Source organism: Bacteroides sp. 3_1_13 (assembly GCF_001185845.1).
Classification (GTDB): domain Bacteria; phylum Bacteroidota; class Bacteroidia; order Bacteroidales; family Bacteroidaceae; genus Bacteroides; species Bacteroides xylanisolvens.
In genome coordinates this window covers 1,039,474-1,062,626 of record NZ_KQ236955.1, presented here as the reverse complement: position 1 = coordinate 1,062,626, position 23,153 = coordinate 1,039,474, and the positions used below count along the sequence as shown (strand labels likewise).

18 protein-coding genes are annotated in these 23,153 nt (G+C 44.7%); 4 read left to right on the top strand and 14 right to left on the bottom strand.

Translation table 11 applies throughout. The annotated features are described in order from the left end of the window. Positions 1-389 precede the first annotated feature (389 nt). The 8 genes from HMPREF9009_RS03840 to HMPREF9009_RS03810 form a co-directional block, all read right to left on the bottom strand. The gene (locus HMPREF9009_RS03840; RefSeq protein ID WP_049701495.1) at positions 390-839 is read right to left on the bottom strand and encodes a hypothetical protein; all 450 of its coding nucleotides are present in this window, start codon (positions 837-839) and stop codon (positions 390-392) included. A gap of 2 nt (positions 840-841) precedes the next feature. Beyond that, the gene (locus HMPREF9009_RS03835) at positions 842-7,009 is read right to left on the bottom strand and encodes an FG-GAP-like repeat-containing protein (protein ID WP_083444144.1); all 6,168 of its coding nucleotides are present in this window, start codon (positions 7,007-7,009) and stop codon (positions 842-844) included. 8 nt (positions 7,010-7,017) lie between these two features. Further along, a complete protein-coding gene (locus HMPREF9009_RS03830) occupies positions 7,018-7,707 on the bottom strand; it encodes a hypothetical protein (protein ID WP_049701493.1) in 690 nt (229 codons plus the stop codon). A gap of 104 nt (positions 7,708-7,811) precedes the next feature. Further along, positions 7,812-7,907: a smalltalk protein gene (locus HMPREF9009_RS25670; protein WP_005681936.1), complete on the bottom strand. Its 96-nt coding sequence runs from the start codon at positions 7,905-7,907 to the stop codon at positions 7,812-7,814. Between the two features lie 5 nt (positions 7,908-7,912). Continuing rightward, entirely contained in the window at positions 7,913-8,449 is a 537-nt protein-coding gene (locus HMPREF9009_RS03825) for an N-acetylmuramoyl-L-alanine amidase (protein ID WP_049701492.1), read from the bottom strand. A gap of 101 nt (positions 8,450-8,550) precedes the next feature. Continuing rightward, positions 8,551-9,069, bottom strand: coding sequence for an HU family DNA-binding protein (locus HMPREF9009_RS03820; RefSeq protein WP_049701491.1), 519 nt, complete (start codon positions 9,067-9,069; stop codon positions 8,551-8,553). Positions 9,070-9,273: 204 nt separating this feature from the next. Then, positions 9,274-10,143, bottom strand: coding sequence for a DUF4373 domain-containing protein (locus HMPREF9009_RS03815; RefSeq protein WP_049701490.1), 870 nt, complete (start codon positions 10,141-10,143; stop codon positions 9,274-9,276). A 21-nt stretch (positions 10,144-10,164) separates the two neighbouring features. Continuing rightward, the gene (locus tag HMPREF9009_RS03810) at positions 10,165-10,566 is read right to left on the bottom strand and encodes a hypothetical protein (protein WP_008023700.1); all 402 of its coding nucleotides are present in this window, start codon (positions 10,564-10,566) and stop codon (positions 10,165-10,167) included. Positions 10,567-11,047: 481 nt separating this feature from the next. Here HMPREF9009_RS03810 and HMPREF9009_RS03805 point away from each other — a divergent pair, with 481 nt between their 5' ends. Then, on the top strand, positions 11,048-11,761 hold the full coding sequence (locus HMPREF9009_RS03805; protein ID WP_008023698.1) for a LexA family transcriptional regulator: 714 nt from the start codon (positions 11,048-11,050) through the stop codon (positions 11,759-11,761). 182 nt (positions 11,762-11,943) lie between these two features. Here HMPREF9009_RS03805 and miaB read toward each other — a convergent pair whose 3' ends face one another. After that, positions 11,944-13,317, bottom strand: a complete 1,374-nt coding sequence (miaB, locus tag HMPREF9009_RS03800; protein ID WP_004298847.1) for a tRNA (N6-isopentenyl adenosine(37)-C2)-methylthiotransferase MiaB — start codon at positions 13,315-13,317, stop codon at positions 11,944-11,946. 336 nt (positions 13,318-13,653) lie between these two features. On the opposite strand from miaB, the gene HMPREF9009_RS03795 reads away from it, so the two are divergent. Together HMPREF9009_RS03795 and HMPREF9009_RS03790 are read left to right on the top strand one after the other, a co-directional pair. Next, a complete protein-coding gene (locus tag HMPREF9009_RS03795; RefSeq protein ID WP_049701489.1) occupies positions 13,654-14,115 on the top strand; it encodes a hypothetical protein in 462 nt (153 codons plus the stop codon). Between the two features lie 143 nt (positions 14,116-14,258). Beyond that, positions 14,259-15,758 carry an acetyl-CoA hydrolase/transferase family protein gene (locus tag HMPREF9009_RS03790; RefSeq protein ID WP_004312851.1) on the top strand — a complete coding sequence of 500 codons (1,500 nt, stop codon included), beginning with the start codon at positions 14,259-14,261 and terminating at the stop codon, positions 15,756-15,758. Between the two features lie 314 nt (positions 15,759-16,072). On the opposite strand, the gene dacB is transcribed toward HMPREF9009_RS03790, so the two are convergent. From dacB to HMPREF9009_RS03775, 3 genes are all read right to left on the bottom strand, one after another. Further along, positions 16,073-17,479: a D-alanyl-D-alanine carboxypeptidase/D-alanyl-D-alanine endopeptidase gene (gene dacB / locus HMPREF9009_RS03785; RefSeq protein ID WP_049701488.1), complete on the bottom strand. Its 1,407-nt coding sequence runs from the start codon at positions 17,477-17,479 to the stop codon at positions 16,073-16,075. A 156-nt stretch (positions 17,480-17,635) separates the two neighbouring features. Continuing rightward, on the bottom strand, positions 17,636-18,979 hold the full coding sequence (gene lpdA / locus HMPREF9009_RS03780; protein ID WP_049701487.1) for a dihydrolipoyl dehydrogenase: 1,344 nt from the start codon (positions 18,977-18,979) through the stop codon (positions 17,636-17,638). Positions 18,980-19,020: 41 nt separating this feature from the next. After that, positions 19,021-19,473, bottom strand: a complete 453-nt coding sequence (locus tag HMPREF9009_RS03775; RefSeq protein WP_049701486.1) for a PH domain-containing protein — start codon at positions 19,471-19,473, stop codon at positions 19,021-19,023. Between the two features lie 106 nt (positions 19,474-19,579). Here HMPREF9009_RS03775 and nadB point away from each other — a divergent pair, with 106 nt between their 5' ends. Further along, a complete protein-coding gene (nadB, locus tag HMPREF9009_RS03770; protein WP_049701485.1) occupies positions 19,580-21,151 on the top strand; it encodes an L-aspartate oxidase in 1,572 nt (523 codons plus the stop codon). 304 nt (positions 21,152-21,455) lie between these two features. Here nadB and HMPREF9009_RS03765 read toward each other — a convergent pair whose 3' ends face one another. Together HMPREF9009_RS03765 and HMPREF9009_RS03760 are read right to left on the bottom strand one after the other, a co-directional pair. Further along, positions 21,456-22,391 carry a hypothetical protein gene (locus HMPREF9009_RS03765; RefSeq protein WP_053095298.1) on the bottom strand — a complete coding sequence of 312 codons (936 nt, stop codon included), beginning with the start codon at positions 22,389-22,391 and terminating at the stop codon, positions 21,456-21,458. A gap of 134 nt (positions 22,392-22,525) precedes the next feature. Continuing rightward, positions 22,526-23,068: a hypothetical protein gene (locus HMPREF9009_RS03760; RefSeq protein ID WP_049702240.1), complete on the bottom strand. Its 543-nt coding sequence runs from the start codon at positions 23,066-23,068 to the stop codon at positions 22,526-22,528. Positions 23,069-23,153: the final 85 nt, after the last annotated feature.

Genomic DNA, 23,153 nt, shown 5'->3' with positions numbered 1-23,153 from the left:
ATATACATAATATAAATACAACTATAAGGAGCTTTCTACTAAAAGAGAAATGAGACTTTTTAAGAAAAATCTTAAATTATATTTTAGATAGTTTCTATTTCCCTTTACTAACAAAATTCAAATTACATACTTTCGAATGCATAATTTCGAAGAATATTATACAGCCCTAAAAAACATTCAATTTAGAGAATATAAAATACCCTGATATAAATTGGCTGTTTTTAGTCGACTTATATTAGGGTAAGATACATATCGGACGACAATCCATCAGCGATGTAACTGTACATTCTCTGTAGCCAAGTGTCGTCCGGGGCTTTTTGAATATAAACCATAAAAGAAAGTAGGAAGAAAACAAACCCAGTTCCCTTCCTACTTGATGAATAAAAGTTCTATTTGCTCTTTCTCAGTTTTCTGACGACCTCGTTTATGGGTACTAATCTTTTACTTTGATAAACAATCGCAGCATCATACCCTGTTTTTGCCACTTGATCTTCGTTAAAAATGACCAATTGATCGGTACATAAGGGCAAGTAACCTTTTTGGTTTACAAAATACTTTATCCTATCAAAATATTCTTTTTTTGTGCTTTTGATCGTCCCTGCATTGCCTTTAAAAAATGCAACTCTCTTTCCGTGAAAATCAAATGTGCTTTTTATCGTTTGATAATTAAAATTCAGATATTTACTTTCACAAATATTCAGGGTAACCATAGTATCTTCCCCCATTTTGACAAGACAGTCTAAAATATCTTTTTGCCTGTCTTGTTCGGATTTATCTTGCCCCATTAATGAAATGTTAAAAATCATAGGCAGGAATAGAATTAAAAGTAAATGTTTCATTTTTATTTATTAAAAAAATAACTATAAGTCCACGGTCTAATACCATTTCCCCACAAATACATTTGTGCATTTAAGAGATATGGATGTATTCCTATATTGAACAATCCCGATAAATTCAATGCAACAGAAGTATGTGTAACACAACTGCTCAATTCCAAGCTATAGATAAATTTGCCAGAATTCTCCATCTTATTAAGCCATTGTCCATATTTCATTATTGTACCCTTATTGACATTAAGAGTTTGTCGCCAAAACACTTCTCCTGCACCTGTATGAGTATCCCAATGGTTTGTTCCTTTCATCCAATGCCAACTGCCATTCCCGTCGACATACCTATTGGGACCGACTGAAATAATACCATTAGGGTCAGCATTAGCAGGATTTCCATTGCCCAAACCAGTTCCTGTCATAGTTCCTTCATTTACTAATGCAGAATGCCCTACAGCATCCGAATTTTCAGTAACCAAATCAACCTTTTGAGGATTAAATCCTATCAACGCATCACTCAAATTTGCCAGTGCTCCAAGCCCATATCCGATATTCTCCAGTACAGAATTCCCTTTTTCGCCGAGATATCCAAAATCTCCATTCGTAAAGTCGTAAGAGACTGCACCAAGACTGATTGATATCGGCGTTTGTCCACCGGTATAAGCCCAAGTACCTACCGAGTTGACAAGCGAAGAACCAGCTATAGCCACAGTGTTCGCCATTGGAATTCCTGAAGTCGCTATCGCTCCACCTACATAACCTGACACACCGCCTACAACAGCACCACCAAGCATATAACCCCAAGTTTTACCGGAGCTCCAATCCCATTTTACAGGATTATATTGTCCTTTATTAGCTATAACACCACCCGAATACATACCAATTGCAGCACCAATAATTACAGGAACAAACCAAAGAAACTCTCCATTCCGATCCACATAGCACAGTGGATTATTCATCGCATACATATACCGATTATACGACTGCGTAAAGTCCAACACCTGCACATATGGGTCAGGACTCAAGAATCTTCCCAGCACTGGATCATACAGACGGGCATTCATGTTAATCAATCCAAAGAACGAAAGATGCTCGTGTCCTGTAAAGCCTCGATCCAGCATCAGCTCAGGCTCCGTACCTGGTGCATAAACGGTTTGGGTAGCGGGATTGCGCAATCTTCCCCAAGCATCAAAGCTATTCTCTTCCACTACGTTTCCTTGTGCATCGGCTATTTGTAAAATGCTGCCTAAGTAATCCCGATGAATAAAGAAAACAGATAAGCGATTACCTTCTTTTATTAATACCGCAGGAGCATCATAATATCCGCCGCCAAGATAAAGCTTTTCTTTGACACTGCCAAGAGATTCGTCTATTTCGTAGTTACCACCCAGATAGTAACGAGTCAACTCATTCTGATTGTTCACAGAATACTGCATACGTATGCGCTCATGATTGGCGTTGTACGTCAACATGACTTTCTTCGTATCCAGCATGATAACAGAAGGACGCTGGGCAGCGGTATAAGTGATGTCAATACCTGACTTTACCGGGTCTCCCCCGTTGTAATCCAAACCAGTCACTGCATAGGGGCGATTAGGATTAGTATAATTCAGGCCCAAGTTATTTTCATTACTCTTCCTGCGAATATTGCCCAAATCGTCATAGATGATACTGTTATGTCCTTCAATTCGTAAGCGGTTCAATTCATCATAACCGAAGTTTTCCGACAACCCTCTCGTCTCATCCGTACGATTCTCTAGACTGTTGGTTTCCGTATTGAAGCTGTAGCTATGGTCGAACATGACTGTTTCGTCTGCCCTCATAATGCTGCGTCTTGTAAGTAATCCACAATCATTAAAGGTATAGCTGCGTTGCATACCACCGGCGGTAAGCTTCGTCAATTGGCCCAACTCGTTCTCTTCATCGTGACGATACACCAAGGTCCCGTCCTGCAAGCGGACTTCGGACAAGAAACCGTTCCGGTAAATCAGATGCTCGGTAGCCAATGTTCCGTTTTGAGAAGTATAAACCACATCGGATGGCAGTCCAGTGGTAGTGTAGCCATACGTTTTCTGTAACCACTTGCCGTCTGGCGCTTTTTCACGCTGCATTTCCAGCCTGCCATATCCGTCGTAAACGTTGTACATACCACTGCCATTGCTCGACACTGCCGAGAGCAGCAGGTTCTCTGTATTGTCATAGGTGTAGACCGTTGTCATGTCAGGGGTAGTCTGCCTGGTTATTCTCCCGTAGCAATCGTACTCTTTCACAATCTCACGACTATCAGCATCCGTTTCCTTACATATGTTTCCGGCAGCGTCGTATGCTGTACGCCTGATTCCGGCACTCGGGTCTTTGATAGCAATGCGCCGACCGTACTTATCGTAGTAGAAACGGGTCTGTATTTCTTTCTGATTCGCCTTTACTACTGCTACTATCGGTTGTCCGTCAGGGCGGTAGTAATAGTCAATAATTCCCCCGTTATCCGCAACCTGCGTCATCAGTCCCGCAGCGTCATACTTGCGAATGCGGCGAATACCATTCTCTAGAACAGTGTCCGTCAAAATTCCATAGGCGCAGGAATCTATTTTCCCCGAGGCGTGGCGGGTAGAGGTAAGACGGTTGAACTTGTCGTATACAAAGTGGGTCCAGTGTGAAGGCACGCTATCCTTAGTCGGTAGTGATTCTTTTTCCAACAAGCCAGTCTTGGGGTTATACACCTTATCTATTTTCATTTCCCGTTCATCAAAGCGAATCTGCGATGTACGCACTTCACGCTTGAGAAAGTCATAATACATTTTCGTCACGGGTTTTCCGGTCTCAGTAGCGGTTACAACATACAGTCCGGGGTCCTTTCCCTGGCTCCATGCAATTGATAGCTGTTTCGCACTCCCGTCAGGATAGCTGGTTTCCATAAGACGTCCCCATGCATCATAGATGTAGCGGGTGATGCGTCCTTTAGCGTCAGAACTGCTTTGCAAAAGTCCGGTTGCAGGGTCATACGTATAGTCAATAGATAGTCCCATGGCATTAGTCTTTTTAAGCAGGCGTCCGTTAGGGTAGTACATAAATGTGTATCCTAATGTATCTGTTGACTCATAAGAGCATTGCTTCTGCTTGATTAGCTGCAAACGGTCGTTATACTCGTAACGTTCTTGGGAAGTGATACTTCCATTGATAAAGTTTGTTCTACAAACAGGCCAATAACGGTCGTCGTAATCTACTCTTACTTCCTGGATAACAGTTGAATCATTACGGAAGTTCTTTGTCACGGAATAAAGCGGAAGTCCCAATAGATACAAATCACTATTTTCCACATTCTCATAACCATGCGATTTCGTTTCCTTAAGGACGCCACAGGAAGTGGATACAGCAACCACCTGCCCATACCCATTATGTTCATACCTAGTCACTTTTTCCGTTTCATTGAGAGCATTCTTCACCGTTTCTTTCTGTAATTTCAGAAGGATCGTTTTATCCTGTGCCCTCTCCAACACATATTTACGTACAACTGTATCAGTGGGAGTTTCCTTTTTTATCTCCGCACCTAACAATTCCGGATCAAATACGGAAGTCATCAGACGTTTATTTATAACGTCTTCCGTCTCAATTTTCCGGAAACCACGGAATCCGAGCCCCGTACAGTGGAAAACGGCATGAGTATAGTTGTAGTATTCCCACGAAAGCTGCTCGCCTCCCTTTGTTTTTTTCAGCCATGACGGAACATACAGATGAGGAGTCATTACCGCATGTGGGTAACTAATATACCCAAATGATGGACTCAAAGTACCCTTATAGCGACTTTCGGGAACTTTCATTATATCCATATAATAGTGGTTCGAAGTCACTCCATAACTATCGGTTAGGTCATGTAACATACGCTGTTCTGACTCGTTATGAGAATAATCATATACATGGAGATTCTCATTGTCCACGCAGATAAGCCCGCCCGACCAGTAGTAAGATTGCGCTACATTAGCCATAGCAAACTGCGCCGAAAGATTATCCATTTGCAAAACAGAACGGATATTATAGTTCTGACTTATTTTTCCATTCTCGTTCAAGTGAAGATAGATTTTCCCACGCACGTTACGCAGCAAATCCGGCAAGCCGTCACTATCCACATCCACCAACATGAAGTTCTGCCCAACCGTCTCGTGAAAACAGTAGAACAATTCCTCTGTATGCACTTTAAATCCAGGATTAGCGGAACTGTAGGAAGAGTTGCCGGTTGATAACAGAAACTTCCACTGCTTGCCGTTCTCCACATTCCAGTCAAAGACCACCAAGTCACGCTGGGGTACACTCGGATCAACCATACACTCCTGGCCGGAGTAGGGATGTACATAATGTTTATATCCACTCGCACTAACGCTTTTCAGATTACTCTCACTATCACATGCACCATGGCAAATTCCATCTCCGAAGTGTTTAAACCCATCCTTACAATGCACACGACGTGGCCCCAGAATAATATCCATATTCCCGTCACCGTTCATATCAGCCACCATCAGTTCCCTGTCCTTTATAGTACCGCTTTCAAAATTGAAGTGCATGATATTAATAGCACTAGAGTATGCCAGTTGCCTGAACCCATCACCGGTAAACTCGTAAACATAAAGACCGTTTATGTTGATCAGACAGATATCCGTTTTTCCATCACCATTATAATCCATAGGAATCAGTCGATCGGCATGCAATGCCCGACTATCTGCTTGGTACAGTGCAAAGTCAAAACAGGTTCCATTATAAATCGCTTTACGGCTATTCAAGTCTACCAGCAAGGCACGTGACGGATATTTCTTTCTATTCGAATCATAGCAAGTGGATATAGCCAGCAGCTCTGCCTTTCCATCCCCATTAAAGTCACCGGTAAGTACCTGCCGTTCATGAACATATCCATCCCATTCCGAGTATACATAATCCGAATGACGATTAGGATCGACATTATTTGTATATACAGACACCATCAACCGATCTTCATCATAATTCACTTTTACCGGTTCCTCCAATCCATCCCCATTCACATCTACCGCTTCCAATTGCTTAAAGCCTTTTCCTGCTGTAAATATGACGGGAGAAACGGGAGAAGTCGACAAATCTTTATATACCAGTAAATGCTGGTCTTCTTTATACTCACCTAACACCGGATACGAAATTAAACCGTCACTTTTCGACGCCCGGCTAAACTTTCCACGTGACAAGGCAAGTGACCTGTGAGAATTGGCTCCCTGAACAGAATTCGGAAAATACTTCTGTAAATAAATAGTACGCCCACTAAGAAACTCAATGCTCCTTCCATCTCCGTACTTGAAACGCAGAGGAGTTAATTTGCCGCTTTCTGTCTCGCAATCCAATTGTACCGGCAGATCCACGCCTCTATTTTGATAAGAAAGCAGATAACGCCGCCACAGTGTACTTTTATAAAAAGATTCCACTTTTTCCAGTAAACGACTATATTTAAATGCTTTTCCATCAACATAGCGTGTGATGTCATCAGTCACATTGCGATAGGTAAATACTATGGAATCATTATATACGCTTCCAGCTTCTCCATACAGAATCTTACGAATATAAGGTAAATTATCAACCTGAGTATAGTCATATTTAATAGTTCTACCTTTACGGTTCGTATATGAAGTCATCACGTAGCTGAAAGGAGCTTGCGCAAAGGCTTCAAACAAAGCGATGTTTCCATCTGGATAACGAGCTTGCAATGAACCGTTCGCCAATTTTTTCACTTTCACGAATCCCTGTTCGCTTTGCCAACTATTCGTACCAGTTTTTAACAAGCGGATACCATCCAACATCAACTTATCTTCGTTCAAAGAGAGAGGAGATGATTTTCCATCATAATAGATTGTTCCAGCCACGTGGGTGATACCGGAGAGCCCACTGATATTCCACCCATACCCCAATGCGCTTTCACGTTGTTGGCTATTGTAACAGAACGACAAACGGGGGTGAAAGTCTTCCGGATCAGGATGAATATCGATTGCCACCTGATAGGTAACAGCTCCCGTGGGAGTAAGGGCGTATTGAATAGGTATTTCACCTACTTCGTACCCCGTATTAGCGTAGTCATTACCACCTTCTAATGTTGTTGCGCCCTGCGCTTTTGCAGAAAGGGCCGTCAGTGAGGCGATTATTAAAATAATGAATCTTTGTATCATATTTTTCATATATATTGCTATTTCTTATTAGTTTTAATTCGATTACCCGACTGATCGTATTGGTACCATACCGGGCTATTATCCGGTTCCTCCGGCAGAATTTCCGGTTCATCAGGAATGCCAGGTGATAAATCGGCTATAATAGTTATTCCCAGTTCTCCATTGGGAACAGAACCATTCATGTATTTATATCCTGCAGTAATAATAAAATAGGTGCCGGCAGGTAAATTTTTCAAATGGATATAAGCAAGTCCATGAGAAGCACCTTCAGGGATACCAAGCTTCTCCGGATCAAAATCCGGGGACATAAAGTCTCCCTCTTCAAAAATTTCGACCTCTTCTATGTTTACATCACTGTCTGGCTGAAGTTCAGAAAGGAGTCGATATACAAACAAGGAACTAAATCCCATGCGTGAGTTCCAGTTATGGACAATTACATTTCCCGAAGCCGGAATCTCCATCCGATAAAAAACGGCATTCCCTTGAGTCTTCTGATAATGGCTGCTCCCTTTAGGCATGTAAATGAAGCTATTATACCAAGGTGGCACTTTCCGTGTATCGCGTACATCCGTAAATATCATTTTTCCAATGTCGAATGTCACTGGTATTGCGTCATAATAATAGGTACCATCTTTTTCTACGGTTTGCGCCTGCAGTCCCAATCCCCAAAATACTGCTAATAATATGAATATAATTCGTTTAGTCATTGTGTTTATTGTTATAATTCACTATTGGATAATTCTACAAAGCCCCGCCATGCCAAACTGGCGCGCACAATTTTGCATAGTGGGGATTATTCAGCATTTCTCTTTTACAAATTCATCGCATTAGCGCCCAAAACGCCAGCCAAAGCTGAAGCCACTGCGATAACCACCTTCAGGATCATATCCCATACTGATTTCTTCATTGCCATCATTTACCTCCTTTCTGTTCTTTAATGTGTTGTGTTACTCTGTGTTTCTCCGTACTTCCAGTCTCATCAGTTCTATCGGCAAATGCTCCGAACTCATTGAATTCCTTTGCCACCTCAAAGCACGGGCACTGTTTAATCCATTCTTCCGGCTCTATCTCACCGTTTCCGTTCAAGTCCGGTGAAAGATCCCGGTGTCCGCATACCCGGCAGCCAGGGAATTTCTCCTGTAGTTGCCCGACGAGCTGCCGGAGCGTAGCCCGTTGTGCCGGAGTCCGGGTATCTGCCGGGCGTCCCCGGCAGTCCAGACCACCTTCATAGCAGATACCTATCGAGTGAGCGTTGAAACCTTTGGCGTGTGCTCCGATGCGTTCCACGGGCCGGGTAAGGTGCACTGTTCCATCCTTGCGGATGTAGTAGTGATAGCCTGTTCCGTTAAATCCGCGCCGCCGGTGTAACCGGTCCAAATCTTCCGGTGAAAGTGTACAATCCTCCCTCGTGGCGCTGCAATGCACCACAATCAAGTTGATAATCCTCATGTTAGTGGATGATTTCTAGTTTAGTTAAAAGCCAAATGTTTAGTTAAGCCTACGAAGTTTGTCGTTTACATTTTGTGTATTCCTCACTGCCGTGACGTCATTTATGCAGCCGGATCGGGCGCTTCTCCGCCTCCTTCATTACCGCTTCCACCGGGCTTGTCGCTTCCACCGGAGTTACCACCTCCTGCACTACCCGCATCGGAAACAAGTTTATCATAACGGGCACACTTCGCACCGGTCACCATCGAACGGGTAGCGGTAGTGCGGTCATGATTCTTAGTCGTTGTCGGTTGGAAGCGGACAGTAAGCGTAGCCTGTGCAGCCGACACTTCGTCAGAGGTTTCCACACCTTTGCCACGAGCCACCATCACCATACGGAAGGTACCAAGACCGTCCACGCTTACGCTTTCCGAAGATTGCAAGTGTTGCCCCATCACCGTCACTAGGTTGTCGAGTGTGTTTTTTACGTCACCCGGAGAGAGGGAAGAGTAGGCTGCTATTTCTTTCGAAAGTTGTGCGGAATCTACGTTTCCCGAACGTACAACTCGGGGATAGAAGAGTTTTTTACCGCTTTTTTTGTCTTCCAGAGTTGACTGGAAGGGTTTGTACAATACTGGCATAATTGTAATAGTTTTTAGTCGTTAATAATTCTAGTTTGTCTGTGTCTTTAAGCTTATCGACAATGCAAATATAAGACCTTATTTCTGTCTGTGCAAGAGATTTTAAAAGTGTGCGTTAATAAATTCGTTAATATGAAAATTCGTTACTATACTACTAATTTACAATACATTATATAATATAATAGCATCATAATCCTCATTAATTCAGTTATTCAGGACACTCAACAAATAATGACCGGGCAGTTTGATCTTTCCGGCACTTGCCCGAATGACACCGAAACCCTTCCAAACCTTACCACCGATTTCTCCGTAATTACTTTTCAGCACGATTGCATACTGTTCGGAGGGAGGAATATGATAAAGACGAAGGTTATCCAACAGTCCGGAAAGGTTGCGCGGGTGTCCGTCAGCAGGAGCTTGCATCCGGTCAATATCCGACTGTGTCAGTTCACGTTTCTTCTTCGCCGGTTTTCTGTTAGAAAAATTTCCTCCCTCTTCTTCCTCATCCCCTCCTTTGGGCAAAGGAGGGTTAGGGAGGATGTTTTCTTTCCTTTCTTTTTCTTTTCTTTTTATGAGGGTGCTTTTTGTTGCAGTATCCGGGGATTCTGTTACAGTATCGAGGGTTTGCGTTACAATATCCGGGGTTTCTGCAACAGCATCCGAAAGGGTGGAGTGTACGGTTTCCTCATCCGGCAGCAGACAGTAGTCCGGAGAAATATGACGGCGGCTGCGACGTTTAGTGATAAAAAGGAACTGCCGCTGAATGTCGGCGGAAGTCAGGATGCCGTAACGTTCGTAGAGAGAGGAATCGAAGAAACCGTACTCCACAAACAGACGAAGCACCCGGCGGACACTATCGTTGTCCGTGCTGAAGAGCTGGTCGGAGAGTTCGTCATAGAAGTCATCGTCGACATGAATATAATAACCCTCGCCCGAATATAGATAAGACAGGGTATAGAGCAGGATCGTGAAGGCAGAATCGCCTTCACGCTTCATCACACGGCGTACGACACGGTCGTGCATAAAATCGGTATTCAAAGGGAAATAGTCAAGCCCTTGTTTTATTCGTCCCATGATATAAATTGTTTTTATAAATCAGTCTGCCAATTCTAATTTTGATCCTGATTTTGATTCTAATTCCAATTCAAAGACTGATCCGGATTGGGATTCAGAACCTGATTCGTATTCAAATTCCGATTCACGGACTTTCCGCCTTTTCCGTTCAATGCTGGCAGCTACGGTTTCAAGGGCATGCAGAATAAGTTCCCGCCGCAACGTGGGATCTTCCGTAGAGGTAATTACCGGATAACTGCTTTCCCTGTCGCATGCCAGGGAGCGTTTCTCGTTCTTCCGGTGGTTCCGGCTGACAGTTTTACGACATTCCTTACAGTAGTTGCCGGGAAGACCGGTTTTCTTATTGATATAAAAGGCACTTGCCGGAAGAGAGCGTTTGCAACATCCGCAAACGCACAGTGTTTGTACTTTTGAACTTTTCATTTTGTTATCCAATTATAAATTATAAATGCTAGTTTTTATCAGTCAGGTCTGTAATCATCCAAATACGGAGTATTCGTATACAATATGTTATCCTTTTGTTATCCTATTGCCAGGTATTAACATCTGGCATTTCAGGTATTAATGGTTAGAGAAATAGCTATTAACATTTGAGGAAATAGCTGTTAACAGGTATCAGCAAGCTTTCCGCAGGTGGCGGATGAGAAATTTTCAAGGTTTCGGTGTTTTTCTTGAAGTTTTGCATGGCATATCCGTTTTTAATTTATATTTTTGAAACGTTTTCTATTAATCAATGGGACAAAGATAGATTATTTTTCATAAATAAAACATCGATTTTCATTTTTAATCTTAACTATTTTACAAGTCATTGATTATAAACATATAGTAAACACATTTTTTTAGTCAGCCATTTTATAGCTGCCATTTATAAATCCGGGATTAGTCTTTTAAATAAAAAAACAGAATGGATACAAATTTGGATGTATTAGGTATCATCAAGCGTGCCAAACAGGCGTTAAACCTAAAAAGAGACAGCGAACTAGCTGAATATCTGGGAGTTTCGAGAGCCACAGTCACCAATTGGGGCGCACGAAACAGCATCGATTTCCGCTTGTTGCTCGACAAATTGGGGGACAAGGTAGACTACAACTGGCTATTATTGGGAAAAGGAAATCCGAAACATCAGCCGAGACATTGCGAAAGCGAACTGGTGCAGGGAGAAGTCGAGATTATACACAATCCGAAAACACCCGAACCAATAGACGACCGTAGCGTGACATTATACGACATTACGGCAGCTGCGAACCTGAAAACATTGTTCACCAATAAAAAGCAGTATGCACTGGGGAAGATATTGATTCCCAATATATCCGTCTGCGACGGGGCGGTCTACGTCAACGGAGACAGCATGTACCCTATATTGAAATCGGGAGACATTATCGGATACAAGGAAATCAGCAGTTTCGACAACGTCATTTACGGGGAAATATACCTGGTATCGTTTATGATTGACGGAGACGAGTATCTGGCAGTAAAATACGTAAACCGTTCGGAGAAGGAAGGTCATCTCAAACTGGTGAGTTACAACACACACCACGAACCGATGGATATTCCATTCGCGTCCATCAACGCAATGGCAATTGTGAAGTTCTCCATCAGGAGACACATGATGATGTAAGTTTCACCACCGAGGACGCAGAGGACACAGAGGAACACTGATTTTTTATATTAATCCTCAAAGCCCCCACAGGATGTGTTGTATAAGCGCAGTTGCCACATATCGTACAGGCAGTCACAACTACAAGACAGCCACGACTATGAGAATAAGACCTCTGTGTCCTCTGCGTCCTCTGTGGTGAATCAGATTTCTTCCCCTTTCAGCGTAGCCGAACTGGCCTCCGTGACACGCACATTGACGAAATCACCGACACGATGCGTCCCTCTGTCGAACACCACCACACGGTTTTGTTCCGTACGGCCGAACAGTTGATCGCGCGAACGCTTGGAAACACCTTCCACAAGCACTTCATACGTCTTTCCGATGCAACGCTGGTTGGATTCGGCAGACAGACGGTTCTGTAAAGCGATAATCTCATTCAGGCGGCGGACTTTCACCTCTTCGGGCACATTATCTTCAAGATGTTTCGATGCATACGTTCCCGGACGCTCGGAATATTTAAACATAAAAGCAGCATCGTACCCACACGCTTCCATCAGCGAAAGCGACATGGCATGATCTTCTTCCGTTTCAGAATGAAAACCGGAGAAAATATCGGTAGTCAGTCCGCAATCGGGGATGATGCGTTTGATAGCTGCCACCCGGTCCAGATACCATTCACGGGTATACTTACGGTTCATCAGTTTCAGGATGCGGGAACTACCGCTCTGCACAGGCAGATGAATATGTTTACATACATTCGGCACTTGTGCAATCACCTCCAACGTTTCGTCACTCATATCCTTCGGATGGGAAGTCGTGAAACGAATACGTACCCCCGGAGCGGCTTCGGCCACTGTTCGGAGCAACATCGGGAAGGTAACCACTTCCCCTGTCGGTCTCTCAAAACGGTATGAGTTGACATTTTGCCCCAACAGGGTGACTTCTTTATAGCCTTTTGCCACCAAGTCTGCCACTTCATTGAGGATGCTTTCCACGTCACGGCTACGCTCACGTCCGCGAGTATAGGGAACGATGCAATAAGTGCAGAAATTGTTACAACCACGCATGATGGACACAAAGCCGGAAATATGATTGCCACAGATACGCGACGGAATCACATCCCGATAAGTTTCGGTAGTAGAAAGCTCCACATTGATTGCTTTCTCGCCAGTCTCTACGGCAGCAATCAAATCGGGCAACGTCAGGTAAGCATCCGGACCGACTACCAGGTCGACATGATGATTCGTTATCAGATCATCCTTTACCCGTTCGGCCATACAGCCCAGCACACCCACAATCAGGCGCTTTTTCTTTTTCTTCAGCGAGTGGAAAAACTCCAAGCGGTTCAGGATCTTCTGCTCCGCATTGTCGCGGATAGAACAAGTGTTCATAAACACAGCGTCAGCCTCTTCCAGCGTTTCAGCTACGGAATATCCCGCCATTTGCATCACCGATGCAATCACCTCACTGTCGGCTACGTTCATCTGGCAGCCGTATGTTTCGATAAACAACTTCTTGTTGTCATCAGTCATTTCAGTTGCGGATTTAAAGTCCGCTCCCGTTAATTCGTTCATACTCAAATCTTAGTTTAAAAATTCGGATGCAAAGATACGGCTTCACTTTCAATAAGTGGTTAATTGACACAGAAATAACGCAAAAATTGATGATTTGGCAAGCAAATTTGTAATTTATGTTAAGAGGATAAACATTTTCCATCCATATACTTGGCAAATTTAAATTTATTTTTCACATTTGTGCAATGAAAGAAACATTAGATTTTTTCATAGTTAAGGTTTAGGTTAAAAAAATTAAGGGGAGCTGTGAAGCTGCCCTTTTTTCATGCCCAAATGTTAGTTCAAACCAGATAAAATGCCTACCTTTGGCGGATAACTATTTAGATGTGAAGCACAATGGAAGATTTTTTGAAATTTCTCTTGATAGCAGGCGTCATTCTTGTGGGAATATTCAAAGAGGTGAATAAAAACAGCAAGGCGAAAAAGGCTAAAGCCAAGCACCCCGTTCCCCCAATGCCATCTCCGGTTGAAGTAAACCCCGATACCGCTCCTATGCCCGAAGCTTGGGGCAGGCCCAAATCCCTGGAAGAACTGTTCCAGCCGATTCTTCGCGAGCAACCGGTCGCCAAACAACCTTCCAAACAGCAAACTTCGAAACAGAAAAAGAAAAAAGAAGAAGTATCCGTGGCTGCATCCCTCGCGAACAGTGTCGCACAGGATGAACAAAACAGTCGGCAAGGTGCTCACTATAATACTCCTCACGATTCACCCGACAATAAAGAAGACTTTACGATTCATTCGGCAGAAGAAGCACGCCGAGCCATTATCTGGGGAGAAATACTTCAACGGAAATACTGACCGACAGTCGGAGGAGACTTCTTTTAAGTATTAAGTATTAAGTATTAAACATGGAGTATCAGGTGTCAACCTGTATACATACATTTTGAGCGAATTTTCAACTAATTAGATATCAACTGTATTTAACACGAAATTTACTATTTATGTCACTCAATCGTATTTCGGCAGCGGAAGCTGCAAGCCTGATTAAACATGGCTACAACATCGGCCTAAGCGGATTTACTCCCGCCGGAACGGCCAAGGCTGTAACAGCCGAACTCGCAAAAATTGCTGAAGCAGAACATGCGAAAGGAAACCCGTTTCAAGTAGGAATTTTTACAGGAGCATCGACAGGAGAGTCCTGCGACGGCGTACTGTCACGTGCCAAAGCGATCCGCTACCGCGCCCCTTATACTACCAACGCTGATTTCCGCAAAGCTGTGAACAACGGAGAGATTGCCTACAACGACATACACCTCTCACAAATGGCACAGGAAGTGCGCTACGGATTCATGGGCAAAGTGAACGTAGCCATCATTGAAGCCTGCGAAGTGACTCCCGACGGAAAGATTTATCTGACTGCCGCCGGTGGTATTTCCCCGACGATCTGCCGTCTGGCCGACCAGATCATCGTGGAGTTGAACAGCGCACACAGCAAATCCGGCATGGGTATGCACGACGTATACGAACCGCTCGACCCTCCCTACCGCCGCGAGATTCCTATCTATAAACCGAGTGACCGTATCGGGCTCCCTTACGTTCAGGTAGACCCGAAAAAGATTATTGGCGTAGTAGAAACCAACTGGCCGGACGAAGCCCGTTCTTTCGCCGCTGCCGATCCGTTGACCGACAAAATCGGACAGAATGTTGCCGACTTCCTCGCTGCCGACATGAAACGTGGTATCATCCCGTCTACTTTCTTACCCCTGCAATCGGGTGTAGGAAACATCGCCAACGCCGTTCTCGGTGCATTGGGACGTGATAAAACGATTCCTCCATTCGAAATGTACACAGAGGTAATACAAAACTCCGTGATCGGACTGATTCGCGAAGGACGTATCAAATTTGGTAGCGCCTGCTCACTGACTGTAACAAACGACTGTCTGGAAGGCATTTACAACGATATGGATTTCTTCCGTGATAAATTGGTTCTCCGTCCGTCGGAAATCTCAAACAGCCCGGAAATAGTACGTCGTCTCGGTATCATTTCTATCAATACAGCCATCGAAGTCGACCTGTACGGCAACGTAAACTCTACCCATATCGGCGGAACAAAAATGATGAACGGTATCGGTGGTTCAGGAGACTTTACCCGCAACGCTTACATCTCTATCTTCACTTGCCCGTCTGTGGCTAAGGAAGGTAAGATCAGTGCAATCGTACCGATGGTATCCCACCACGACCACACGGAGCACGATGTCAATATCGTTATCACCGAGCAAGGTGTTGCCGATCTTCGTGGCAAGAGTCCGAAAGAACGTGCACAAGCCATCATCGAAAACTGTGCTCATCCTGACTACAAAGAGCTTCTTTGGGATTACCTCAAACTGGCCGGCAACCGCGCGCAGACTCCACACGCTATTCAGGCTGCACTTGGTATGCACGCAGAGTTGGCTAAAAGTGGCGATATGAAGAATACCAATTGGGCTGAATACGCCAAGTAATATAGAATATAGGATTTACAATATTCGATTCTAAACAAGTATAATTGTATTCTCTGGTAAACAAAATCTAACGATTTTTGCTTATTAGAGAATACAATTATCTTTTTATAGAAAAATCAATAAGTTATAGAAGAATCAATAAGCCCTCCATAAAGAGTAGAAACTTAACCTATGACAACATAGAAATCGGATTCAACAACGAAATTCCACTTGGGTTGTTTTGGGGGGTCAAAACACTTTTCTTTAGGAAAGTGCTTCTGTTGCACAGAGCTTTAGCAGGGGTAAGTCTTTCAATTTGAGTATTATGACACCATCTATTTCCCAATAATCACCTCACACACCTTATCCTGAAATGCCCGTGCCTTAGCTGCCGAAAGCACATTCTGGTTCATAATGGCAAAGGCTACTTCATGTCCGTTTTTCATCTTCAGATAGCCCGCAAGCGCATTTATTGCCGTAAACGAGCCTGTTTTGGCATGAACATTCCGGAAGGCAGGAGTACCTTTCATCCGGAATTTCAATGTTCCGTCCACCCCGCCAACGGGAAGGGATTTATATAACATCTGAAACACCTCTGTTTGCGAGTACGCATATTTCAGAAAATCGACCAGTAGGGCAGGAGAGAGGTAATTATAATTGGACAGTCCGCAACCATCGGCAATCTTATAATCTTTCGGGTCATGCCCCAAGCGGCGGATCAATTTCATAATCTCGACAATACCATCTTCGGCAGCTACCTGCTTCTTTCCCGTAGCCTGGGCTCCTAAGCGACAAAGAAATGCTTCCGCATTGAGATTATCACTCTCTTTCATCAACTGGTTCAGCGCTTTCTGCACGGAAGTATTCCAGCAAGCCATCCGTTCTACAGTCACACTATCACGAGGCAATTCGGCAAAGCCATACGACTGGGGAGTCGTGATTCCTTTCCCACGAAGACGCTCCAGGAAAGTATGCATAAAGAAACGGGGAGAATCATAGATGTTTACATCGTCCTTTCTGATCGAAGTGACATTTCCCGAAACAAGGAGATTGTTTCCATTCGTCAGCCAGTCTCTCGTGAAAGAGAATTTTCCGGCAGAAGAGGTACGTGTTTTCGTCTGATTCGTCACTGTATAATAGGAGGATACAGGTTGACAGGAAACACTCGCGGTATCTCCCTGCACCGTAGAAGGAACGACAGAAACCTGCACAGTCCCCTTGCAAAACATCAGTGGAGACAAATAGGGCTGATAGCCCGCAGGGGTATCGTCCCATGCCCATCCACTACCCCAATAAAGAGAGTCTTTCATCGAAACATCGCCGTACACCTGTCCGTTAATCACCGAAAAAGGGAAAGTGATAACTTCTTCTATCAATGAATCCATCGACTGGCTGTTAAATTCAGGATCGAAGCCGCCTACCACATACAGGTTGCCTTGCAAAGTATCATGTTCTATCACGCCATCGTGCCATACTTCCGTGCGGAAAGGTTCGGCAGCTTCGGGGCGGGAGAGTGCGGTAATAGCCGTCAGCAGCTTCATGGTAGAGGCAGGACGGGAAAGTTTCTCCGCACGATAGTTATAAAGCGATTTCTTAGCCGTCAGATCGTAGACGGATATGCCGACCTCGGATGCTTCGGGGAGCATCTTCTTGATAAGCGAATCTATCCGGGAGAAATTTTGTTGTCCCCAAAGTGGCAACAAACAAACTGAAAGGGCGACCAACAAAAGACTTTTTTTCATACAATACAGTTTATGACATCAACAAATGTACAATGACACATCACCATACAAACTATTTCCAATAAGGCCGGAGTGATTATATATTTTCTCATCATATATTTGATTTTATCAGTAAGATACCCGCATCAATGAACGATCGCAGATATCGGAATCCGTTTATAACACTTCCCGGAAAATCTCTCCTACCGTAGGATGCGGAAAAACAATCTTTTTCCATTGCGCTGCCGTCAATCCGAGCTCAATGGCAGTGCCCGCAAGAGTGATAATCTCCGAAGCCGGATTGCCCAATACATGGGCTCCAATCACCCGTTGCTGTTCGTTCAGCAGTACTTTACAGACTCCGTTGACGCCTTCATTCTCCGCCACAAAACGGCCGGAGTAAGCCATCGGAAGTTTGATAACCTGATAAGTGACACCTTTTGCCAACGCCGATTCCTCCGTTTCACCCACTCCGGCAATCTCCGGATTGGTATAGACTACGCCCGGAATAGCCCGATAACTCATGGCATCTTCCTTTCCCAAGATGGAATGTACGGCAACTTCCGCTTCACGAACAGCCGTATGGGCGAGCAAAGAGAATCCTGTCAGGTCACCACAAACATACACGCCCAGCACAGAAGTCTGCATCTTTTCATTAACTCTGATAGCGCCACGCTCTGTCTTCTCCAAATTCAAGTTTTCGAGCCCGAAACCTTTCGTCACCGGGCGACGGCCGACACTCATCAACAGCTTTTCTGCAATGACACTGCCGTTTCCCTCCGCGTTCTCATAAGAAACAACAGCCCCTTCTTCCGTTTGCGACAAGCCGACCACTTTCGTACTAAGCAGGAATTTAATACCTCGTTTGGCATATTCCGCACGGAGCAAAGCGGAAAGCTCCTTATCCATTCCACCCAGGATTTCGTCCATCATCTCAACCACTATCACCTGTACTCCCAAACTATTGAAGAACGACGCAAACTCCATACCGATTACCCCGCCACCAACAATAGCCAGAGAAGCCGGCAATTCTTTACTGTCCAAAGCATCCCTGTGCGTCCAGTAGTTCACCGCGTCCACTCCCGGAATAGGAGGAATAAAGGTTTCCGAACCCGTACATAATATCAGATTCTCTCCTTCGTAAGTCTCTTCCCCGCAGCGAACCGTATTTTTATCAATGATCTGCGCTTCTCCTGATACAATTGTAACATTGTTGGCAGTCAGCTTCGCTTTCACTCCCAGCACCAGTTTACGCACTACCTTACTTTTACGCGCTATTATCTTAGGCAAATCGAAAGAGACTTCCGGGATATTGACTGCATACTTTGATGCATGTTTTGCACTGTCATAAGTCTTTGCCGAATACAACAATGTTTTCGTAGGAATACAGCCTTCATTCAGACAGACACCACCCAGACTATTCTTTTCGATAAGCAATACGCTCAAACCGCCTTTACCGGCAGTTTCGGCAGCCGTATATCCCGCAGGACCGCCACCAATGATAATTACTTGATATTTCATAGTATATAATCAGTTAATCTTTTCATTATTATCAAAACATGCTACGATTCATCCGCTTGAGAGTCTACAGAGTCTATTACCTCTGTGGCCTTTATTTTCTTTGCGAACATTCTCTTTTCGAGTAGTTCTGCAAATTCCTGTTCCTTGACAGGCATCACCGAAACAAACTTCCCTTTTCCGTATTCTATCAGGATATAATCCGTCACCGAGAAGCGGCCGAATTTCATGGAATGGTATTTCCTGACTGCGGTAATTTCGGAAAGCGGGATGATCTTCTTGCGAATAAAACGACCACGTGAGACTTCCAGATCACCGTTTGTTGTCAATGTATAAGTAGTGTGTATAATTTGTTCGATCACTACAATCAGCATCAACATAAACAGTACCGCCACTAAGATATACTTACACCACAATGCGCCGACGGCATTCACAGTAAGCACCACCAACAGGAAATATTGGTACCAGGCGATGCGGGCATGAAAAATTCGATTCATTTTGTCAGATTTTTGCCTGCAAGGTAGCAATTTTATGAATTAGTGACAACGAAAAGTACAACGAAGTAACTTATTTTGTAGCTTTGCGGTGAGAAATAACAAGATTATGGTAAGAAAATTCGATTTCCTCGTTATCGGTTCCGGAATTGCCGGTATGAGTTTTGCGCTGAAAGTGGCGCACAAAGGTAAAGTTGCTCTTATCTGTAAAAGTGGGCTGGAAGAAGCCAATACGTACTTCGCCCAGGGAGGTGTAGCCTCCGTCACCAACCTTCTGGTGGATAATTTCGACAAGCACATTGAAGACACAATGATTGCCGGCGATTGGATCAGTAACCGTGCCGCAGTAGAAAAGGTAGTGCGCGAAGCTCCCGCACAAATTGAAGAACTGATTAAGTGGGGAGTGGATTTTGACAAAAACGAGAAAGGCGAATTTGACTTGCACCGCGAAGGCGGACACTCGGAGTTCCGTATTCTTCACCATAAAGATAATACGGGAGCGGAAATTCAGGACAGCCTGATTAAAGCCGTACAACGCCATCCGAATATCACGGTCATCGAAAACCAGTTTGCCATTGAAATCCTGACACAGCATCACCTGGGAGTGACTGTAACCCGTCAGACACCGGACATCAAATGTTATGGTGCTTATATCCTCGATCCGAAAACGGGAAAAGTAGATACCTATCTTGCTAAAGTGACGCTGATGGCTACCGGTGGAGTAGGAGCCGTTTATAAAACAACCACTAACCCGCTAGTCGCTACCGGAGACGGTATCGCCATGGTTTACCGTGCCAAAGGTACGGTGAAGGATATGGAGTTTGTACAATTCCACCCTACCGCCCTATATCATCCGGGAGACCGCCCTTCTTTCCTGATAACGGAAGCAATGCGTGGTTACGGAGGTGTACTGCGTACAATGGACGGCAAAGAGTTCATGCAGAAATATGATCCCCGTCTTTCACTCGCTCCCCGTGACATCGTGGCACGCGCCATCGACAACGAGATGAAGAACCGTGGAGACGACCATGTATATCTGGACGTCACCCACAAAGATCCCGAAGAAACAAAGAAACACTTCCCCAATATCTACGAGAAATGTCTTAGCCTGGGCATCGACATCACGAAAGATTATATCCCGGTAGCCCCGGCCGCCCATTATCTCTGCGGAGGTATCCTTGTCGACTTGGACGGACAATCTTCCATCGAACGTCTTTATGCCGTGGGAGAATGTTCCTGCACAGGATTGCATGGAGGCAACCGCCTGGCTTCCAACTCACTGATAGAAGCAGTCGTATATGCCGACGCTGCCGCCAAACACAGTCTACAAGTGGTCGATCAATATTCTTATAATGAAAATATTCCCGAATGGAATGACGAAGGAACCCGTTCGCCGGAAGAAATGGTGCTCATTACGCAAAGTATGAAGGAAGTGAACCAGATTATGAGTACGTATGTAGGTATTGTCCGCAGCGACCTCCGTCTAAAACGTGCCTGGGACAGACTCGATATTATCTACGAAGAGACTGAAAGCCTGTTCAAACGCAGCGTAGCGTCCAGAGAAATCTGCGAATTGCGTAATATGGTGAATGTGGGTTATCTGATTATGCGCCAAGCAATGGAGCGTAAGGAAAGCCGCGGATTACATTATACGATAGATTATCCTCACGTGAAGAAATGATTATGAAAACATTGATTCGGACCTTTATTCTTTTCTTCTGCTATACATTTGTTGCACTAATAAATACCGCTCTTTAAATCAAATACTTACGCTTTAGTTTTTGATTAATAGGTAACGGTTTAGAAACCACCCGTCTGCATCGTTTTGCCTTATTTTCAGTCTGTCAAACAACTCATTAGGTTGGTGCGAAGATATAAAACATTATCTGAATAACAATGATTAATCCGTTTTTCAACTGTTAAATCTCTCTTATTCATCCTGCCTTACATTTCTGTAAGGGGAATACACGGATTTCTGTAAACCATCAGATTATCTGATTGGCAAGGGCAAACATGACGAGGGAAAGGACGGTGACGGCATCGAGTGCCTTCTCTCTGTCTACCGTCATGGCATTGTATCCGGCTGTCAGACGGTTGTCGGCAATCCGTTCAAAGTCGTTTGCCAGCGTGTTCAGTCTGATATTCAGCATCCGGCTGTCGGCATACAGGCTGTCCATCTGCAGGAACAGCCGGTTCCGTTGTCGCATTTGTTTCGCAGTTACTTCATGCCTCAGGGAATGCAACAGATGGACAGCGGCATTATCGCTGCCGTTTCTTGCTATGGATGTCCGGGATTTGTTCTTTATTTCCTGCAATCTCTTTTGCTCCTGCCGCTGCTTATAGACGGATTTTGTCTCTTTCTTGCTGAAAAGGTTTTTCCAGAAATTCCGTTTTTCCCTTGCCGGTTCGTCTTTTATGGTATCTGCGTCTGCCGCATCTTCCTTCTTCGGTATGGCAGGAGCTTCCTTTACCGGCATCCGGCGCACTTGGCGGACGATGGCGGGCAGCTTTTCATCCACCGCCTCACCAATTGCTCCCAGCTCATCGAATGTCTGCATGGCGGCAACCAGCAGCATTTCCTTCTGTTCAAGTAGCAGGCAGACGGAATCGATACGCGTTTTCTGTTCGGGCATGCGGACGAACTGCCTGAGTTTTCCAAGGACGGCACACGTTTTCTCTCTTTCTCTGCGATAGATTTTCAAATCGCCTTCGCTCCAGATGCTCGCCACTTCTCCCTGCGATGTCAGTTCCAGCAAATCACTGTAGGCTTCCCGTGTAAGGTCGCACATCATGCCCAGTTCTTTCATCTCGCGTTTCAACTCATCCCGCTTCGCACGTTCCCCCCGGAACAGATAGATAATAAACCCCAACAGAAGTATCAGCATGGCGTATCCTATGAATATTTTAAATTTCAATCCCATTCTTTCAATCGTTTGGTTCTATTCCTCGTCCTCATACGCTTTTCTGCCCTGTGCACTGCCCCCTATGCATACAAGGGTAACGAAAATACTCAAGAAAATGCAGACGGACAATACGGCAATGATTATCCGGCAGTTCATAGGTCTTCGTCGTTTTCGCCCGTCCCGGCAAGATGCCTCACCAGTACGATCCCCTCGTCATGGATTGTGAAGAAGACGCACCAGGTGACGTTCATCATGGACTGCATATTGAACCGCGTCCAGAAGGTGTCCCGTCCGCAATGCCGTTCAAACGCTTTCGGAGTTGCCGCCTTCGTCCGGGGGATGGGGGTCAGCGCACGGTCGATGCGGTGCAGCAGCAAGTCCAGGAACTCCTTTCTTGTCACTCCCGCGGGCTTTGTCTTCCGGCTGGCGAACAGTCGGTCTATTTCCACCTGTATCTTTTTTTTCACTGCCGGAAGGTAATGTACATGCGGTTGTGCCTTTCCGCTTTCCGCATAAGTCGGAGAGACATCTTCCCCCGTCACCGAACGGGCCATTTCGTTCTGTTCCAGTGAGGCTAACCCGTGGGCACGCATGAACGAATCCATTTCCGTGCCGTGTATCCGCAGATCGATATTTACTTGCAGCGGATTTCCGTCTTCATCCCGCAGCAAGGTTATTCCGTTATATTGTATCATCATTCATATATTTAAAAATCCTATTAAAAAAGCAGCCTGCTTCACAACAAGCTACTTTCGCCACACCCTAACTAACTCATATTAT

Excerpts from the sequence above, each read along its gene's own strand:
- HMPREF9009_RS03840 (WP_049701495.1), bottom strand. The coding sequence starts at position 839 with ATGAAACATTTACTTTTAATTCTATTCCTGCCTATGATTTTTAACATT.
- HMPREF9009_RS03835 (WP_083444144.1), bottom strand. The coding sequence starts at position 7,009 with ATGAAAAATATGATACAAAGATTCATTATTTTAATAATCGCCTCACTG.
- HMPREF9009_RS03830 (WP_049701493.1), bottom strand. The coding sequence starts at position 7,707 with ATGACTAAACGAATTATATTCATATTATTAGCAGTATTTTGGGGATTG.
- HMPREF9009_RS25670 (WP_005681936.1), bottom strand. The coding sequence starts at position 7,907 with ATGAAGAAATCAGTATGGGATATGATCCTGAAGGTGGTTATCGCAGTG.
- HMPREF9009_RS03825 (WP_049701492.1), bottom strand. The coding sequence starts at position 8,449 with ATGAGGATTATCAACTTGATTGTGGTGCATTGCAGCGCCACGAGGGAG.
- HMPREF9009_RS03820 (WP_049701491.1), bottom strand. The coding sequence starts at position 9,069 with ATGCCAGTATTGTACAAACCCTTCCAGTCAACTCTGGAAGACAAAAAA.
- HMPREF9009_RS03815 (WP_049701490.1), bottom strand. The coding sequence starts at position 10,143 with ATGGGACGAATAAAACAAGGGCTTGACTATTTCCCTTTGAATACCGAT.
- HMPREF9009_RS03810 (WP_008023700.1), bottom strand. The coding sequence starts at position 10,566 with ATGAAAAGTTCAAAAGTACAAACACTGTGCGTTTGCGGATGTTGCAAA.
- HMPREF9009_RS03805 (WP_008023698.1), top strand. The coding sequence starts at position 11,048 with ATGGATACAAATTTGGATGTATTAGGTATCATCAAGCGTGCCAAACAG.
- miaB (WP_004298847.1), bottom strand. The coding sequence starts at position 13,317 with ATGAACGAATTAACGGGAGCGGACTTTAAATCCGCAACTGAAATGACT.
- HMPREF9009_RS03795 (WP_049701489.1), top strand. The coding sequence starts at position 13,654 with ATGGAAGATTTTTTGAAATTTCTCTTGATAGCAGGCGTCATTCTTGTG.
- HMPREF9009_RS03790 (WP_004312851.1), top strand. The coding sequence starts at position 14,259 with ATGTCACTCAATCGTATTTCGGCAGCGGAAGCTGCAAGCCTGATTAAA.
- dacB (WP_049701488.1), bottom strand. The coding sequence starts at position 17,479 with ATGAAAAAAAGTCTTTTGTTGGTCGCCCTTTCAGTTTGTTTGTTGCCA.
- lpdA (WP_049701487.1), bottom strand. The coding sequence starts at position 18,979 with ATGAAATATCAAGTAATTATCATTGGTGGCGGTCCTGCGGGATATACG.
- HMPREF9009_RS03775 (WP_049701486.1), bottom strand. The coding sequence starts at position 19,473 with ATGAATCGAATTTTTCATGCCCGCATCGCCTGGTACCAATATTTCCTG.
- nadB (WP_049701485.1), top strand. The coding sequence starts at position 19,580 with ATGGTAAGAAAATTCGATTTCCTCGTTATCGGTTCCGGAATTGCCGGT.
- HMPREF9009_RS03765 (WP_053095298.1), bottom strand. The coding sequence starts at position 22,391 with ATGGGATTGAAATTTAAAATATTCATAGGATACGCCATGCTGATACTT.
- HMPREF9009_RS03760 (WP_049702240.1), bottom strand. The coding sequence starts at position 23,068 with ATGATACAATATAACGGAATAACCTTGCTGCGGGATGAAGACGGAAAT.